This window comes from Acinetobacter sp. YH12211 (assembly GCF_013418015.1).
GTDB lineage: Bacteria > Pseudomonadota > Gammaproteobacteria > Pseudomonadales > Moraxellaceae > Acinetobacter > Acinetobacter towneri.
Map to the genome: position 1 here is coordinate 23,434 of NZ_VPCW01000011.1, position 16,935 is coordinate 40,368.

13 protein-coding genes and 1 pseudogene are annotated in these 16,935 nt (G+C 38.0%); 12 read left to right on the forward strand and 2 right to left on the reverse strand.

Going from position 1 to position 16,935, the window contains the following annotated elements:
- Window positions 1-58: 58 nt before the first annotated feature.
- From FTU98_RS07615 to FTU98_RS07635, 5 genes and pseudogenes are all read left to right on the forward strand, one after another.
- Window positions 59-304 (forward strand): hypothetical protein, encoded by a 246-nt coding sequence (locus FTU98_RS07615; protein ID WP_004976684.1) that lies wholly within the window; start codon window positions 59-61, stop codon window positions 302-304.
- 584 nt (window positions 305-888) lie between these two features.
- On the forward strand, window positions 889-1,068 hold the full coding sequence (locus FTU98_RS07620; protein ID WP_004976682.1) for a hypothetical protein: 180 nt from the start codon (window positions 889-891) through the stop codon (window positions 1,066-1,068).
- A 182-nt stretch (window positions 1,069-1,250) separates the two neighbouring features.
- Entirely contained in the window at window positions 1,251-2,108 is an 858-nt protein-coding gene (locus FTU98_RS07625) for a 3'(2'),5'-bisphosphate nucleotidase CysQ (protein WP_180050902.1), read from the forward strand.
- Window positions 2,109-2,165: 57 nt separating this feature from the next.
- Window positions 2,166-2,900: a histidine phosphatase family protein gene (locus tag FTU98_RS07630; RefSeq protein WP_004976677.1), complete on the forward strand. Its 735-nt coding sequence runs from the start codon at window positions 2,166-2,168 to the stop codon at window positions 2,898-2,900.
- Window positions 2,901-3,247: 347 nt separating this feature from the next.
- Window positions 3,248-5,953 (forward strand): annotated as a pseudogene (locus tag FTU98_RS07635) (M66 family metalloprotease).
- Between the two features lie 196 nt (window positions 5,954-6,149).
- On the opposite strand, the gene rpsT reads toward FTU98_RS07635, so the two are convergent.
- Complete coding sequence (rpsT, locus tag FTU98_RS07640) at window positions 6,150-6,419, reverse strand: 30S ribosomal protein S20 (protein ID WP_004976669.1); 270 nt, start codon at window positions 6,417-6,419, stop codon at window positions 6,150-6,152.
- Between the two features lie 215 nt (window positions 6,420-6,634).
- Here rpsT and FTU98_RS07645 point away from each other — a divergent pair, with 215 nt between their 5' ends.
- The 7 genes from FTU98_RS07645 to FTU98_RS07675 all read left to right on the forward strand — a co-directional run bounded on the left by FTU98_RS07645 (window position 6,635) and on the right by FTU98_RS07675 (window position 15,086).
- The gene (locus FTU98_RS07645) at window positions 6,635-7,300 is read left to right on the forward strand and encodes a nucleoside-diphosphate sugar epimerase (protein ID WP_154320771.1); all 666 of its coding nucleotides are present in this window, start codon (window positions 6,635-6,637) and stop codon (window positions 7,298-7,300) included.
- A gap of 12 nt (window positions 7,301-7,312) precedes the next feature.
- On the forward strand, window positions 7,313-7,825 hold the full coding sequence (rraA, locus tag FTU98_RS07650; RefSeq protein ID WP_180050905.1) for a ribonuclease E activity regulator RraA: 513 nt from the start codon (window positions 7,313-7,315) through the stop codon (window positions 7,823-7,825).
- A gap of 53 nt (window positions 7,826-7,878) precedes the next feature.
- The gene (locus FTU98_RS07655; protein WP_004976665.1) at window positions 7,879-8,658 is read left to right on the forward strand and encodes a glutathione S-transferase N-terminal domain-containing protein; all 780 of its coding nucleotides are present in this window, start codon (window positions 7,879-7,881) and stop codon (window positions 8,656-8,658) included.
- A 226-nt stretch (window positions 8,659-8,884) separates the two neighbouring features.
- Window positions 8,885-9,244 carry a hypothetical protein gene (locus FTU98_RS07660; RefSeq protein WP_131261458.1) on the forward strand — a complete coding sequence of 120 codons (360 nt, stop codon included), beginning with the start codon at window positions 8,885-8,887 and terminating at the stop codon, window positions 9,242-9,244.
- Window positions 9,245-9,394: 150 nt separating this feature from the next.
- Window positions 9,395-12,856, forward strand: coding sequence for a transcription-repair coupling factor (mfd, locus tag FTU98_RS07665; RefSeq protein WP_180050908.1), 3,462 nt, complete (start codon window positions 9,395-9,397; stop codon window positions 12,854-12,856).
- 208 nt (window positions 12,857-13,064) lie between these two features.
- Window positions 13,065-13,499, forward strand: coding sequence for an HIT domain-containing protein (locus FTU98_RS07670; protein ID WP_004976660.1), 435 nt, complete (start codon window positions 13,065-13,067; stop codon window positions 13,497-13,499).
- Window positions 13,500-13,565: 66 nt separating this feature from the next.
- Window positions 13,566-15,086 carry an adenylate/guanylate cyclase domain-containing protein gene (locus tag FTU98_RS07675; RefSeq protein ID WP_257220031.1) on the forward strand — a complete coding sequence of 507 codons (1,521 nt, stop codon included), beginning with the start codon at window positions 13,566-13,568 and terminating at the stop codon, window positions 15,084-15,086.
- Between the two features lie 59 nt (window positions 15,087-15,145).
- On the opposite strand, the gene FTU98_RS07680 is transcribed toward FTU98_RS07675, so the two are convergent.
- Window positions 15,146-16,876 carry a hypothetical protein gene (locus tag FTU98_RS07680; RefSeq protein WP_180050912.1) on the reverse strand — a complete coding sequence of 577 codons (1,731 nt, stop codon included), beginning with the start codon at window positions 16,874-16,876 and terminating at the stop codon, window positions 15,146-15,148.
- Window positions 16,877-16,935 lie beyond the last annotated feature (59 nt).

Consider the following 16,935-nt stretch of genomic DNA (forward strand, 5'->3'; position numbering starts at 1 on the left):
GTTTGTCTGTACAAGCATAGAAATTGAATGGTAAATTTTTTAAATTAGGGAGCTAGTAATGGCTGAACAACAGTATTTAGATTTAAAACACTTAGATAAACAACTCGATGAGTTTGAGAAAAAGAAGAAAAAAATTAAGAAAATGCGTATCGGCTATAAATTATTTGCGCATTTAATGGGCGATGAAAAATTCGCCCATCATGTTTCAGAGTCGGCATTAAACCCAGATAAACGTAGTTATCGTAAAGTCAAAATTAAAATCACCTCAGATGAGGGAGAGTTAACTTTTCTAGAAAAGGATTGATTAATTTTTTGATTTAAAATTCTAGTGATTTTGATTATGTATACAAATTTGTGTACCTTTAAATCTGGCCCGATTGATGCAGATCGGGATTTTTTATACCTTAATTCTATGAATGGTTCAACCTGAATTAGAATCCTTTTATAAGTCGAAATTTGATCATAAATGATTAGTAAAATTAGTATTGAAAGTCCCTTCTTTTACGCCATGTATTGCTCAGGATGAGGAGTATATTCCGCAAGTGGATGAGGGGGTTCTTATAAAAAACCTCTCCCTGAGGAGCATGCTCCGCAAGTCTCCTAAAAGGAAAGGGAATTTCCTTTGCAGTGATTCAAAAATGATTTAAGAAAGAATCTTTTTAAATAAAATGCATCAAGTTGTCATAATCTGCACTTAAGCTATTCAGCAAACTCAGTAAAATGTAATAGGTCGTGTTTAGTCTATTTCAGTATAAGTTCTGTGTATAAATGTGGCAAGGTGCGCTCAAATGTTACGCTTTAACTATCAAAAGAGGCATGAATATGACAGAACGATACCTAAGAATATTGACAATTTTTCATGATTAAATAAATTTAAAAGGAATTGTGATGTCTATTTTAGGAATTGCCATTACCACTATTTTGGGTTTATTGGGTATTGCTGCAATTATTATTGGTTTTTTTGGTGGTGAAACTTATTTGGTGATTGTGGGTATTTTATTATTGGTTAGTGGTGCACTCACTTTATCGATGTTTAAAAAAAGATTATCCAATCCATTTAAAGATTAATTAACTAAGCACTCAATAAATAAAAAACTCAAGTAAAAATGAATTGCCTTGACACATAAAGTCTTGATTTAGCATATCTAGCCACTAAATTTTATCTACGCATCAGCCGTAAATTTTATTACAATGTTTTTATGAAAGTAATGAAAAATTAGACCTTTAGATACAGTCTAAAAAGGATAGTTATGTTTATAAAAACAAAGGCGCCAACGCATACTTTAATTTTACAGTTATTGCCAATCGTGCAGCAGGCGTGTGAAATTTTAAATCAGGAATTTCAAGATTATTGTTCAGGTGCTGCTTTTGATGTAGAAAAGAAAACTGATGATTCTCCTGTTACGCAAGCCGATTATCGAGTCAATTATTATTTAATGCAGGCTTTGGCAAAAATCTCCAATTTACCTGTGTTGTCCGAAGAAGGTGAGCAAGACCAACGTCAGCAATGGCAGCAATTTTGGTTGCTTGATCCTTTAGATGGCACGAAAGAGTTTTTACATCAACGTCCTGAATTTACCATTAATTTAAGTTTAATTTGTGGTGTGCAAACAACTTTTGCAGTACTTGCAGTACCAGGCGAGCAAACTGTTTATTTTTGTCCTGAACAGGGTATGCCATTGAAATATCATATTTTAACTCAGCAATGGTATCTCTATCAGTCTGAACCCACGGTAACATCTTCAGTTCTAAAAATTGGATTAAGCCACAGTAGTCAAAAAAAATCACACTATGCAGACTATTTAAAAAGCTTGGCGCAGTTGACCAATTTTGAAGAACTAAAAGCAGGTAGTGCTTATAAATTCTGCATGATTTTGGAAGATCGTGTCGATATTTACCCACGTTTTCATCCGACTTCTGAGTGGGACACCAGTGCAGGACAATGTTTATTGGAACGAATAGGTGGTGGATTGGTCGATTTTCAGGGGCGGGCATTTTTATATAATCAGCGCGATACATTGTTAAATGGTGGTTTTATCGCCTATAAAAATACGCAGATGAAACAGATTGCCTTACAAGCACTTGGACTTATGGCGAAGTCAGATTGAGCAAAGTGCTGAACATGGTATAGTGTCAAGCAACCAAGTTAAAATTTTGGCTAGATCATGGCATTAGAACTACTCCCTGCAAGTATGCTTAAAGCAATTGATTTATTGCCTGATGCTCAGACGCCTGTGACTTTGTTTACCCGTCATTCTATTCGTGAAATTGTCGTTGGTCAGGGTTTGGCTGGCTATAATTTACAATTGACCGAACAAGGTCGCGATTTAGCCGAAGCATGGGGAGGCTACTTGGTTGGAAATACAGATCGGGTGATTCAACACTGTATTTCAAGTCCTATTCAGCGTTGTGTCGATACGGCTGCTTTAATGATTCGTGGGGCAGATGGCATTACCCTTGAACCAAATACCCATCACATTGAAATTATAGAACAAGGTTTATTGGTGGAACCAGGAAGCTTTGTACTTGATATCAAACAGGCAGGCCCATATTTTCAGAAACAGGGTGCTTTAGGCTTTATTAATAGTTTTGTGAATAATGCCTTGCCCGGCATGAAACATCCGATTCATGGTGTCGTGGATGTCCTTGAGCTGATTTATAACACCCATCCAACCAACCAATACGGACTGAGTTTGGCTGTGAGTCATGATACGATTTTAGCTGCAATTATCGCGGTGATTTCTGGACGTAATGAAGTTACGCAAGCCGATTGGCCAGACATGATGGAAGGTTTATTCGTTTGGTTTGAAGGTGATGAGTTTTTAGAATCCAAGCTAAAATGGATTTGGCGCGGTCAGATTCACACTTTAGATATCTCGCAATTTCGTCAGAAAGTTTAAGCAGAACATTGAACGCATATTCTAGTGCTATCCATTCAGTACGATAGAATACCGTCTGTCAGAAATTAAAAAAATAATTCAAATTTTATTCTCTTTTTTTCCTTCATTTTATGCAGTTGTGAGCGCAAACTCGATCAAATATTGTCTATCAATCTGTGTGCTGCTTTAAAAATTCGCTGATTTTTATAAAGAAAAATTAATAAAATTGTGTTGAAAATATAAAGCGATATGAAATTGAGAATTGCATAATTTTATACATCTATTTAATATAAAAATACAAGTTATTGAAAAATATGTGTTTATTTTTATATTTTTTGTCATAAATTGACATTGGGGTGGAATAAATAATGAAAAGTGTGACTCGGTTTTCGCTTAGTCTATTAAGTGTATGTATATTATCATCCATGCTTGCCGCATGTGGTGGTGGCGGTGGTGGCGAGGGAGATACCGCTGGGAATTCAAATCAAGAAAATCCAATACCACCGGAAATTCCTCAGCAACCACCTGTGGGTAATGTGGCTAATCCTTACCCTGAACCTACACAAGATGTCATCAATCAATCGGCACTTGGGTTTTATGATTACAACGCCAATTCTGAATCACGTGAAGTGCGTAATGATTTAGAAGGTGATTTTCAGGCAATGATTCAATTTGCTCAAGGGCATGTGGTTGATCCGAATGGTAACGAGGCGAAAAAAATGCCACGTTTGACCGCAGAAAAAGAAGCATTATTATTGGTTACACCAAATCAGGGCATGGACAATATCGACACTTTGCAGCTTGAAGTGTATCAAAATGAACGCTTGTTACGTCGTGTTGCTTTACTTGATCCAACCCAGATTCCTGCTTCAGACCAGAGCAATCAAGATGGTCGTGCTGAGGTGTTGTATAGTAAGCGTGCGTGGTCGGCTAAATTAAATTGGGATGAAGTACGTCCCGGTTTAAAGCTGAGTTTGGTCGATTCTAAAAACCGTACTGGTGCACTCGAAGCAGAAAAAATTGATTTTGCCGCACCGGGTGAATTGGTACTCAATAATATTCGTATCGGTCTACTAACTGCACCACCGAAATCGGGCGGGCATTATATGTTATTAGAGCCTGAAAAAGCGGGTACCGATTATTTCCAAACCATTCCTGCGGCACAAATGACCGTGGCAAAATATGATGACATTCAGCTAGATCGAGTGATGGTCGCCAACGGCACGATTTACGATACCCAAAGTGCGGGTGAAGGTGGTGTCTAGTCGGGGGACATGCGGGAAAATACTGCAAAATCGACCTTTAGTGTAGGAATTAACTTGGCCAACTGGGGGGTGACCAGTGCCTCGATGTTGAGTCATCAACAGCCACAACTTACACAAACTGTAATTGCCCATCATGCACGAGGTAAATATACAAATGGTGATCAAACGCATGGTTTAAGTGGCGGTAATGGTATGTTGACCCTGTATGATTCTGTGGGCAACGAGTTCAGCCATGAAATTGGACATCATTATGGTCTAGGGCATTATTCGGGTTCACAAGGTGAAAATATGTTCTGGGCTGCACACCATGCAGACAGCGGTTGGGGCTATATTGCGTATCGTAATAAATGCGCGGTAACTTAGCGTGGCATACTCGAAACTTGGGTGATGGCAAAAATGGTGTGCCTAACTTCCTGAAACAATATGCTTATGGTTGGGATGCGATGTCAGGTGGTGCAACCAACAGTAGCATTTCGCGTTATACCCATTACACGGGTTACAGTACCCATATTCGGATTCAACCCCCACTTTGGGGCGCGACATGTTTGGGATGAAAGCTCACCAAGTGGTTATAAAATTTGGAATAAAGACACACGCCAAATGGAAGTGGTTTATCCAAAAGTACCAAGCTCCAATCAGGTTTGGTACAACAGTGCCGATGGATATTATTTAAAACCGCGCTTATTTGGTGTGCCTGTAATTACTATTATTGGCGGATATGATCCTGAAACTCAGCAAGGTGTGTTGTATCCTGCTGCACGCAGTAACTGGGGTAATGTTTATAATTTACCTGTGGCAAATCGTGCTGCTGAAAATGCCGCATGTTGGTTAGATGTTCAATATGCCAATCGTAATCAGAACGTGGCATTGGCACCTAACCGTATGACCAGCAATGCCAATAAACTGCATGTCAATTTAGCACTTGCTGAGCAGCCAAAACAGGTGAATTTATACTGTAAAAAAGCCAATCATGCCGAGAAGTTATTATCGACACTGAATATTCCGCAATATAGCGATAGTATTCAACCTGCGGTAAAAATTGGTCGTACACATGGCTATGAAGCTTTAAGAAAAGTTGAAATGCCTGATTTTCAGAAGCAGTTGGAAGCGCAAGCCAGTCAAGCTGTGGTGGCTTTAAAACCTGCTGCACAACTATTGTATGATTCTTATGCAGATTATCGTCAAGAGCTAAGTGCAACTGCACAGCAACAATTACAGCGTTATGAACAACAGCAAAATACGATTTATCGTTTAAACCGCTGGATGAATGTTTATCGTGCCGATTTAGAAAAGACTAAGCCTGAAGCGGAAACAGCATTGCACAATTTTGTGGAGCGATTGGGTTTAGGCAATGAAAATATTGTGGCTGAAGCAACACTAATGAAAAACAGAAATAACTGTTTGAAAGTTGAAACTTTGGCGAGTGGTCAGAAAAATGCTTACATTAGTGGAGCAAGTGGCTGTACAGGCGATGCAACTGAGCAGTGGATTTATGATGGTTTGGGGCGTATTCACAGCAAAGCAGAAATGGATCAGTGCTTAACTAACAACGGCAATGTGGTCTCACTTGCAAGCTGCAGTACATCTAAAGACAGTCAGGTCTGGGAAATGCACACAGCTTCGGGAACGATTCGTCAGGGGAGTCAGTGTTTTGATTTAGAGCATGGCTACCTAAAAGAAAACCGCGCGCGTTTAATTCGTTATGGTTGCACAGGTGGTGCGAATCAGCAATGAACGCAATTAAAGGCTAATAACAGTTTGCAACTGGCTTATTTAAGTCCACAAAATTTACGACTGATGCTGAAATAATTCCTCATCTGAATTATTCATCTTCATTAATTTAAAACACCTTTTGACCAGTTCAGGAGATGTTTTTTATTTTATGGTGGCAGGTGTATTTGAAGTGATGTAATTGGCGTGCAGAAACTAAAGATTGCTTAATTTGATAAATTATCGAAACAGCAGGCACAAAAAAAGCCCTTAACGGGCTTCTTTTGTTTAACACTTAGTTAGAAGCTAAAGCTTTAACTTGAGCGTTTAAACGGCTCTTATGACGAGCTGCTTTGTTCTTATGGATGATGCCTTTATCAGCCATACGGTCAATTACTGGAACAGCTTTTTTGTAAGCTTCAGTAGCAACCGCATAATCACCTGCAGCAATAGCAGCGATTGTGCGTTTTAAATAAGTACGAACCATAGAACGTAAGCTTGCGTTGTGTTTACGTGCTTTAACGTTTTGACGAGCACGTTTTCTAGCTTGAGCAGAGTTTGCCACTCGTGCACTCCTTGAAATAGATTGGTCTGGGCGGGCTGCAATTACTTCCGAAAACCAACATCAGAAGAATTATCACCAGCCCGTAAACAAGTGCCATATTTTGATGAAACTAGACAGTTAAGTCAAGTCTTGACATGCTTTGACAACATTTTAGCTGCAGAAAAATCAGAAAGAAACAGGTAGATTAGCTTTAAGCCTCAGAGATTGTTTAAAAAATGACAAATTCTATTCAAAATGCAATTGTAATTGGTGGGAATGGTTTAGTTGGGCAGCAATTGGTCAAACAGCTTAATCAGCTGCCTGAATGTAAAAATATCACCGTTGTTTTGCGTAGACCTTGCTCGGAATTAAATCGCTTAGAAAAAGTCCAGACGTTACTCCTCGAAGACTTTTTATTGCTCAATGATGAAGATGTGAGCGGTTATAGTCATGCATTCAGTTGTTTAGGCACAACCTTAAAAAAGGCAGGCTCAAAGCAGGGATTTTATGCTGTGGACTATACCATCAATGCACATTTTGCCGAATTATTGCAGGCGAAGGGTACGCATTACATATTGGTCAGTGCTTTGGGAGCAGAAGCCAAATCAGCCGTATTTTATAATCGTGTCAAAGGTGAGCTAGAACAATATATTGAAAGTTTGGATTTAGACAAAGTATCAATTTTGCGTCCATCTTTATTATTGGGTGAGCGCAACGAACAACGGCGTTTAGAAGATTTAGGACAAAAGCTGTATCTTAAAATATCACGATTTATTCCCGATCATTTTACATATAAGCCAGTAAATGCTACGCAAGTGACTCATACTATGGTCGAGGCAGCGCAATCGCAAATTCATAAATTTCAAATTTATGATAATTTACAAATACAAAAAACCAAGTAAAAGGGGAACAACGTGTCTACAGTACCATTCGTAACTTGTGACTTATTAGATGACCATCCAGAACATGACCTTCAAGTGGTGATTCCATCTTTGGATGGTAAATTTTTCAAAAGTTACGGTGCACGTAAAACTTTTGGTGGTCAAATTGTGACTGTAAAATGCTTTGAAGATAACTCACGTGTAAAAGAGTTATTGGCAACCGATGGCACAGGCAAAGTTTTGGTGGTAGATGGTGGGGCATCTATGCGCTGTGCCTTAATGGGTGACTTGATTGCTGAATCCGCAGTGAAAAATCACTGGAATGGCGTGATCATTTACGGCTGTGTACGTGATGTCGATGCAATTGCAGCACTTGATTTAGGCGTACATGCTTTGGCTTCAATTCCACAAAAAAGTAACCGCAAAGGCGTGGGTGAAGTGGATATGAGTTTGCATTTCGGACAAGTCACTTTTAATTCGGGCGATTATGTCTATGCTGATAACAACGGTATTATTGTGGCAAAAGAAAAGTTGGTCGATTTATAAGCGGTTTGATGGCGCAGTCATCAAATTGCTGAGCACATCACAAGGAAAACAAAATGGTGCATCATCAAATTAAAGTCATTCAGGCAGTGGCATCTATGCTCACCGAAGGTGGACGTGGAGTGAATGGGACAGCATTTCCTAAGCAACCCGAAAAAGCCTTAAAGTTATATGAGTTTGAAGGTTCACCATTTTGCCGTCGTGTACGCGAAGTCATGACCTTGTTAAATTTGGATTATGAGGTTTATCCATGCCCCAAAGGCGGCACAAAATATCGACCTTTGGTGAAACAACTGGGTGGTAAAACTCAGTTTCCATTTTTAATTGATGAAAATACAGGTGATCAGCTCTATGAATCACAGCAGATCATTCATCATTTATTCAAACATTATGGCAAAAGTGGAAAAACGCCAAAAAAATACGCGCATTTTCCTAAAATTCCTTATGTTGCACTTGCAGGCACGTTATTGAATGGTGCACGTGGTGTGTGGATTAACCAGAAAATTGTAGAGCGCGCTGCACCTGAACAACTGATTGAACTGTGGGGTTTTGAGGGAAGTCCTTATACACGTGTAGTACGTGGTGTATTGACTGAACTGGAGTTGCCATTCAAATTTCATAATGTAGCCAAAGAGCGTTGGCAAGATCAAGGCTTGGCAAAATTACGTTTAAAACCGGGTAAATATGTGCCACTGGCAGGTGGTAAGCGTGAGCAGGTATTAAAAGTCATGGGTGATAATATTCAAGTCCCATTTTTAATCGATCCAAATACCCAGACTCAGCTTTTTGAATCAGCTAAGATTGTGAAGTATTTACAGCAAACTTATGGCAAATAAGCTTTAAGTCATTTTTTGATTGTTATAAAAGCATCTTCAAGATGCTTTTTTGCATTTGGCAGGATGCAAAATATGCATCATTATAAATAGCCTAAGCAAAGTGGGGTTGAAACACTGACTTATAACATCAGGGGAGCATAAATCACCCTGATCAGTTGCATCTATTTTAGTGAAGCATTTAAACTCTGCAGCATTCACTTTGATTTCGCCAATTTATAGGTTCAAAATGTTCAGCAAACTTACAGGGTTGTTTAAAAATAAAGCCAATCTCGAAGAAATTGCCTATTTAGAAGCACAGAATATTCAATGGGATGCGGAACAAGGCTATATGGTCGATGGTATTTTGCTTAACGATGTTTTGGCAGAGCGTTTAAATTATTTATCTAACCGCCGTATGCAGCAGTTTGATGATTTGGCACAGCTGTATTCTACAGCTATGATTATCAATGAAAAAATTGATCTGGAAATTGCGCAACAGCGTTTTAACACAATGCTTGGTAATACCGAAGAAAACTTACTGGAATTTAAAGCGATTGTTAAAAAATTGAATGATTATTATCGACAGTTTTTACGTGATCAAAAGTAAAGAGGCGTGTGTATCAAACTTTAAAGCTCGCTGTTTTATAAAATTTTGCAATTAAATACGCTGTAATGGTGGATGAAAAAAATTACGTAAAACCGTCAATTCATCGTGCTAGTATAAGCCCCATGTTGTTTAGACCCTAAAGCTATATACATGTTCCAACACGAAATTTCCCAACTCAATTTAGCACAACTGAAAGCTGGCGAAAAACGCTGGATTGGTAATCTACAAGGTTCTGCCGCAGCATTATTATTTAAAGAAATTGGTCAGCAGAATCAGCATTTATTTGTGATTGTCGCGCGCAATCAACAACATTTGGCGCAGTTAGAAAGCGAATTAGAATTTTACGGGGTAAAACCGACTATTTTCCCCGATTGGGAAATTTTGCCTTATGACCGCTTGTCACCGCATCAAGATATTGTGTCGGAGCGTTTGGCGATTTTATCCAATATGCCGCAGCAAGGTGTATTGTTGGTTTCGGCAACCACTTTGGCACAACGTGTTGCACCAACCTCATGGGTGTTAGGCGAGCATTTCGATATTCGTGTTGGGCAAAAGTTTGCTTTGGAACAACAAAAGCAGCGTTTGGTACAAGCAGGCTATCATCTGGTCGATACAGTCTATGATCATGGTGAATTCGCTGTGCGTGGCAGTATTATGGATATTTATGCTTCGGGACAGGAAGCACCCATCCGTATTGATTTATTTGATGATGAAGTTGAAACCTTAAAGTTTTTTGATCCAGAAACGCAGCGTACCACCCAAAGTTTGCAGAATTTTACGGTTTTACCCGCCAAAGAATTTCCATTAAAAGAAGGTCGTACGATTTTCCGTGACCGCTATGCAGAAAGTTTCCCAACGGCAAACCCGAAAAAGAACCCTGTGTATCAGGATGTGTTAGAAGGCATTGCATCGCCTGGTTTAGAGTTTTATTTTCCGTTATTCTTCACTCAAGCACAGTTTGAAGGTCAAAATACATTACTTTCATACTTACCAAAGCATTGCATTGTCATTACAGATAAGGCGGTGGATGACTGTTTAACTCAATTTTGGAAAGATGTGCTGTATCGTTATGAGGACAGACGTCATAACATCGACCAGCCGATTTTGCCGCCTGAGCAATTATTCCTACAACCAAATCAATTATTAGAACAACTGAATCAATTTGGACGTGTGATTGCATCGCCCGAAGCTTTTGAGCAAAAAGCAGGTGTAGTGAACTTAAGCACACTTGTACCACCACGTTTGGCGGTTGATCCTAAACAAGAACAACCCTTTCATGCCGTTAAGCAATATATTGATGCGGCCAATCATCCTGTTTTATTGGTGGCAGAAAGTGCAGGTCGTCGTGAAACCTTAAAAGATGCGTTGCGTGCCGCTTTGGGTGAAATTCCACAAGTGGAGAGTTTTGAGGCATTTCAGCAGTCTTTACAAGCCATTGCGATTACCAATGCACCTTTAGATCGCGGCTTGGTCATTCAAGATCAATTGAGTGTAATCTCAGAAAATCAGTTGTATGAACATCGTGTGGTGCAGCGCCGTCGTAAACGTCAGCAGGAAGTTTCTGAAGAGTTTTTAATTCGCAGTTTGACCGAGTTAAGCATTGGTGCACCTGTGGTACATATTGATTATGGCGTAGGGCGTTATGCAGGTTTAATTACTTTAAATATTGATGAGCAAGAGCATGAGTTTTTACAACTTGATTATGCCGATGCTGCAAAAGTGTATGTACCTGTTACCAATTTGCATTTAATCAGCCGTTATAGCGGTGGTGATCCAGACCTTGCGCCTTTGCATAAATTAGGCACAGATGCATGGAATAAAGCCAAACGCAAAGCGTTGGAACAAATTCACGATGTGGCAGCAGAATTACTGCATATTCAGGCACGTCGTCAATCTAAACCGGGTTTTGCTTTTGAGTTGGATCATAGTCTTTATATGCAATTTGCCAGTGGCTTTGCTTATGAAGAAACCCTAGACCAAGCCAATGCAATTGAAGCGACTTTACATGACATGCAACTGGCAAAACCAATGGATCGTTTGGTCTGTGGTGATGTTGGTTTTGGTAAAACCGAAGTCGCCATGCGGGCTGCATTTGTCGCGGTACAGAATAATAAACAAGTCGCGGTATTGGTTCCGACCACATTGTTGGCACAACAGCATTATGAATCTTTTAAAGACCGTTTTGCCGACTGGCCTGTGCGTATTGAAGTCTTATCGCGTTTTGGTTCAAGCAAATCTCATCAAAAAACCATTGAAGATTTAGCTGAAGGCAAAGTCGATATTGTGATTGGGACGCACAAAATTCTGCAAGAAAATATTCAGTTCAAGCAGTTGGGTTTAATGATTGTCGATGAAGAACATCGTTTTGGGGTGCGTGACAAAGAACGTATTAAAGCGCTGCGCGCCGATGTGGATATGCTGACTTTAACCGCAACGCCAATTCCACGTACCTTAAATATGGCATTTAGCGGTATGCGCGATTTATCCATTATTGCTACACCACCTGCACGCCGTTTAGCGGTCAAAACCTTTGTGCAAGAGCATACAGGCGATACGGTGAAAGAAGCCATTTTACGTGAATTGTTACGTGGTGGTCAGGTGTATTTCCTGCATAATGAAGTGGAAACCATTGAGCGTAGTGCTGAAACCATTCGTGAATTGGTACCAGAAGCGCGGGTTGCAGTTGCGCATGGGCAAATGCGCGAGCGTGAATTAGAGCAAGTCATGCAGCAGTTTTATCATAAAGAATATAACGTGTTGGTTTGCTCAACCATTATTGAAACAGGGATTGATGTTCCAAATGCCAATACCATTTTAATTGAACGTGCAGATAAACTCGGATTGGCGCAGTTGCACCAACTACGTGGTCGTGTTGGACGTTCGCATCACCAAGCTTATGCGTATTTGCTGGTACCTTCCATTAAGGGCTTAAAAGGCGATGCTGAAAAACGCTTGGATGCGATTCAGCGTGCCTCAACTTTGGGTGCAGGTTTTATGCTGGCAACCGAAGACTTGGAAATTCGTGGTGCGGGCGAATTACTGGGTGAGCAACAAAGCGGTTCAATGCAAGCTATTGGTTATAGCCTGTATATGGAAATGCTGGAAAAAGCCACCAAAGCCATTCAAAAAGGTAAAACCCCTAACTTCGATGCACCATTGTCTTTAACTGCAGAAATCAACCTGCACATGCCTGCTTTAATTCCAGATGATTATTTGGGCGATGTGCATCAGCGCTTATTGTTCTACAAACGCATTAGTAATACCGATACTCAAGAAAAGCTTGATCATATCCGTATGGAGTTGATTGACCGTTTTGGTATTCCACCACAAGCGGTGAAACAATTATTTGCTGTACATCAACTGCGTTTAAAAGCAGAGCAGTTGGGCATCACTAAAATTGATATTGGTACAAATGGCGGTCATATCGAATTTTCACCAGATACACCTGTGCAAGCCATGAGCATCATTCAAGTGATGCAAAAACATCCGACCTATTTCCGTATGGATGGTGGACAGCGTTTAAAAGTGATGGTGATGTTGGAGGAAGCTGAAAAGCGGATTCAATTTATTGCCGATCTATTAAACAGCCTGCTAAAAACTTTGCACAGCTGAGTTTAAAAATGCAAATTGATCCAAATATCATATCGGTAAATTTATGAATATTTGCTAAGAAACCTCTGATTCTATAATGAATATTATTCATGATGAATTTGGTTAAAATTGCACTTTATTTACATCGAAACATGATGGGAATCATACTCAGTTCACTAGGGATGTGATAGTATTACCCATCATTACAATTTGCGTCATTTATAAAGATATGTTTAGTTTGCATCCACAACTTGCTCAAGATACTTTTTTTGTAGGCGACTTTCCTCTGTCAACATGTCGTTTAATGAATGATATGCAATTCCCTTGGTTAATTCTAATTCCACGTGTGCCAGGGGTTACAGAACTATACGAATTAAGCCAGGCAGACCAAGAACAATTTTTACGTGAATCTAGCTGGTTATCTAGCCAATTATCACGTGTATTCCGTGCCGATAAAATGAATGTGGCGGCTTTAGGTAATATGGTTCCACAATTGCATTTTCATCACGTCGTGCGTTATCAAAATGATGTGGCTTGGCCTAAACCAGTTTGGGGTACGCCAGCTGTACCATACAGCAATGAAGTTTTGGCTCACATGCGTCAAACCTTGATGCTTGCTCTGCGTGGTCAAGGCGATATGCCATTTGACTGGCGAATGGATTAATTGAAATGAATTGCCACGCAGGATGCGTGGCTTTTTAATCCTAGATTGGAGTAGGCCGCGGTGTTCATGTACAATTGGATGGAAAGAGATCCCAAACAATTCGAATTTCTGCATCGTTTAGTCGGGTATGCAAGTTTATCCCTGATTATGGTGGTCTATCACTACACCTACGCCGATACCAATTATCAAATTTACCTTCCGTTTTTTCTTACTTTTTTATTACTGATAATTCCTAAATTTTCGCGTTGGCTGCAATATAAATATAGTCATCAAGCCAAGCGTAATATCCTGTTTATTATTGATATTGTGGTAGTCGCAGTATGTTTGTCTGCGGTACATCTGAATTTGGTACTTACTTTTGCCGCTTTATTTGCGCTGCTATATACCGCCATTTATATTAAAGTTTCTTTCTTTTTGGTGGCATTGGCATCCTTATTGGCGGTCACAGTTTTTTATTTTTGTAATATTTTTATTTTTGGTTTTAACGAATATTTTGAACAAAGCAGTACCGAACTTACGATTTTAGCCTTTTTATGTATGATCTTTTACTTTGGCATGGGCAGTGCCTATCAGGCACGTCGTATCCGCTATACCACGGCAAAGAAAGACCATTACTACACACAAATGAACCGCTATATGGAATTTGCGAATCAGCTTAGTCGCTATGCACCTTTGCAGTTGTGGCAATCGATTATGAAAGGTGAGTCGGAAGCGAAAATTGAATATAAACGTAAAAAAATGACGATTTTCTTTTCTGATATTCAAGGCTTTACTGAACTTTCTGAAACACTAATTCCAGATGATTTAGCATTCCTGCTCAATGATTATTTAAGCCACATGACCGAAATTGCCAAGCAATATGAAGCGACGGTGGATAAGTTTATGGGTGATGCGATTTTAATTTTCTTTGGTGATCCAAATACGCAAGGTGTTGAACAAGATGCTAAAACTTGTGTAGAGATGGCTATTGCGATGCGTCAGCAAATGAAATTGTTACGCGAACGTTGGGTCAAAATGGGCTATCCGCCTTTACATATTCGTATGGGTATCAGTACAGGATATTGCCACGTTGGGAACTACGGTGCAGCACATCGGATGGCATATACCATTGTTGGGCGTGATGCTAACTTAGCTGCGCGTTTGCAAAGTGCGGCCGAAGTTGATGAAATTTTACTTTCAGATGACACTTATAAACTGATTAAAAATGATTATTTGTGTGCTCCGAAAGCACCGATCTTTTTAAAGGGGATTCAAGGTCCTGTAAAAACTTGGCAAGTGATGGAAAAATATGCGGCCAGCAAGTCGGATTATCAGCGTTGGTTTGACTACGAATATAAAGGTTTTCATTTATTGCTGAACTTAGATGAAGTGCAAAACTTTGAGTATCCTGAACTGATTACGGTACTGGAAAAAATGATCAAGCGTATTCAAACCCAGCAACATCTGACCAACTCTCAAGGCATCGTGAAACTGAAACTCGAAGATATGGTGGCTGAGCAACCGGTGAAAAATTCAGAATTTGATCCAAAATCGAATAATCTTCATGGAGAAGGTGAACGAGATAATCAAGCTAGTAAGATGGGCTAGATTTCATAGTTTACAATTGTGAAAAATAAAGGCTGTTAGACAGCCTTTATTTTTGCATTTTAAACCCATTTTTGATTGGCTAAATTTATATCAAAAGATAAATTATTGTGTATTTCATTTAAATTAAATTTAGATTTATCTTCTGGTAGTTGAATCATAATTGGTAAACGTGAAATACCATTGTTACCAACAGAAAAAGCATAATGTCGTTCTTTTTCATTAACTGAAATTTGAGATTCATATTCAAGATAAACAGTTAAATGAGGATATTTTTTTGGTACTCGTATGATATCTAGAAAAGCATCGACTTTAATTTTATTTAATTTTTGATGTTGCTCAAGTAATAAATCTTCCTTTTTCTTCTTTGTATTAAAAATTTTACTTATAATACTATTGCTTGAAGAGATTTCTCGTTCTAACTCTTTAATAGCTTTATAAGTTTCTCTGTAATTATTTAAAGATGTTTTAATAATTAATGACAATTCATTTATAGATTCATACATTTTTTCACTTTGTAAATTCCATTCTTCAAAATTTTGTTTTCTAAATATTTCTTTATTTCTTTTTTCTAATAAATTTAACCAAGATACTAATCGATAGAAAAATAGTTTAGCTTTATTATCAAATAATACGGCTGGTTGACTTTGGAAGTCATGGTAATAATTTAAAATATCAGAAAAAATTTCACGTAAGCTAATATATATGTAGTCATATTCATCTTGGTGATTGATCTTTGATTTTAAAAATAAGGCAGTTGGCTCTAATATATTTAAAATAAGATCCTTTTCAAATTCTATTAATCTTTCTTCTACTACTTTTTCCATACTCATACCTGAAGAGTCTAAAGGTCTTAAAAGTAATGGTAAAAGGGCAATATTATTGTGTTCTTGAAGTTTCTCAATAAAGTTGGTGACTTCATCTCCAATTTGTTTTTCTATAGTTACGATTTTTTCCATTTGCGAGTGGAAATTATCGATATATAACTTATCATTTAATTTGCTTAAATTAAGAGAAACACCGTTAAGGTAGAAAATGTCTGATACTAAACTTTTTTCTTCTGTTAAAAATCTCCGGATAGAGAAGGTATTAATATTTTTATTATTAGCGGGTTGGGAAAGACAGAAAAAATATTTTGAAGTTTTTACAATTTCTAATTGTCGTAATTGTTTTTGTTGAACAATGAATTCATGAAATAATGAATTTTTTTGTTGTTTTAGTTCTCGCAACTGAACTGTTTTAAACCAGAATTGTAGTAATTGGTGTTTTAAATAAACTTCATTAATAAAAACTTTGATTACATCAGAATCTAAATTTCTTATATTACTTTCAGTAGTAATAATTGGTTTATTTTTAATTATATGGGCAATATGGTAAATACAATAGGTTTTAATTTCATTTTTATATTTTTGAAGAGAGAGGTTTTCTTCAGTATCTATTTTATTTATCTGTGCTAATAGGCCTTCGACAAAGCTAGCAATTTCAAGAGCATCGGTATATTTTTCAAGATGAGAACAGGAGACCAGTATTTTCTCAGCAAGATTCTTTATTCCTAAATTTGGAATAGATTCTATAAAATTAGGAAAATTAAATTGTTTAGTAATTTTAAATGAATTATCGGCTTTATTCCAATAAATTGATTTTTTTTGAAGAATTTGATTGCTTATCATCTCCCTATATTCAAGATTAATTTGAGAAAATAAATTTTGGAAATTTTCTTGCCAATATAAATCTAAATGGGGGTCGATTTGATTGGCTATTGAGCGTAATTCATATGGAATATAGTCTTTCATCTTAAGTATTTCTTCAATAAAGGTAAAATAAGTAGAATTTTAGTAAGTTTTTTATTATA

Coding starts and splice junctions, on each gene's coding strand:
- FTU98_RS07615 (WP_004976684.1), top strand. CDS start 59: ATGGCTGAACAACAGTATTTAGATTTAAAACACTTAGATAAACAACTC.
- FTU98_RS07620 (WP_004976682.1), top strand. CDS start 889: ATGTCTATTTTAGGAATTGCCATTACCACTATTTTGGGTTTATTGGGT.
- FTU98_RS07625 (WP_180050902.1), top strand. CDS start 1,251: ATGTTTATAAAAACAAAGGCGCCAACGCATACTTTAATTTTACAGTTA.
- FTU98_RS07630 (WP_004976677.1), top strand. CDS start 2,166: ATGGCATTAGAACTACTCCCTGCAAGTATGCTTAAAGCAATTGATTTA.
- FTU98_RS07645 (WP_154320771.1), top strand. CDS start 6,635: ATGACAAATTCTATTCAAAATGCAATTGTAATTGGTGGGAATGGTTTA.
- FTU98_RS07655 (WP_004976665.1), top strand. CDS start 7,879: ATGGTGCATCATCAAATTAAAGTCATTCAGGCAGTGGCATCTATGCTC.
- FTU98_RS07660 (WP_131261458.1), top strand. CDS start 8,885: ATGTTCAGCAAACTTACAGGGTTGTTTAAAAATAAAGCCAATCTCGAA.
- mfd (WP_180050908.1), top strand. CDS start 9,395: ATGTTCCAACACGAAATTTCCCAACTCAATTTAGCACAACTGAAAGCT.
- FTU98_RS07670 (WP_004976660.1), top strand. CDS start 13,065: ATGTTTAGTTTGCATCCACAACTTGCTCAAGATACTTTTTTTGTAGGC.
- FTU98_RS07675 (WP_257220031.1), top strand. CDS start 13,566: ATGTACAATTGGATGGAAAGAGATCCCAAACAATTCGAATTTCTGCAT.
- FTU98_RS07680 (WP_180050912.1), bottom strand. CDS start 16,876: ATGAAAGACTATATTCCATATGAATTACGCTCAATAGCCAATCAAATC.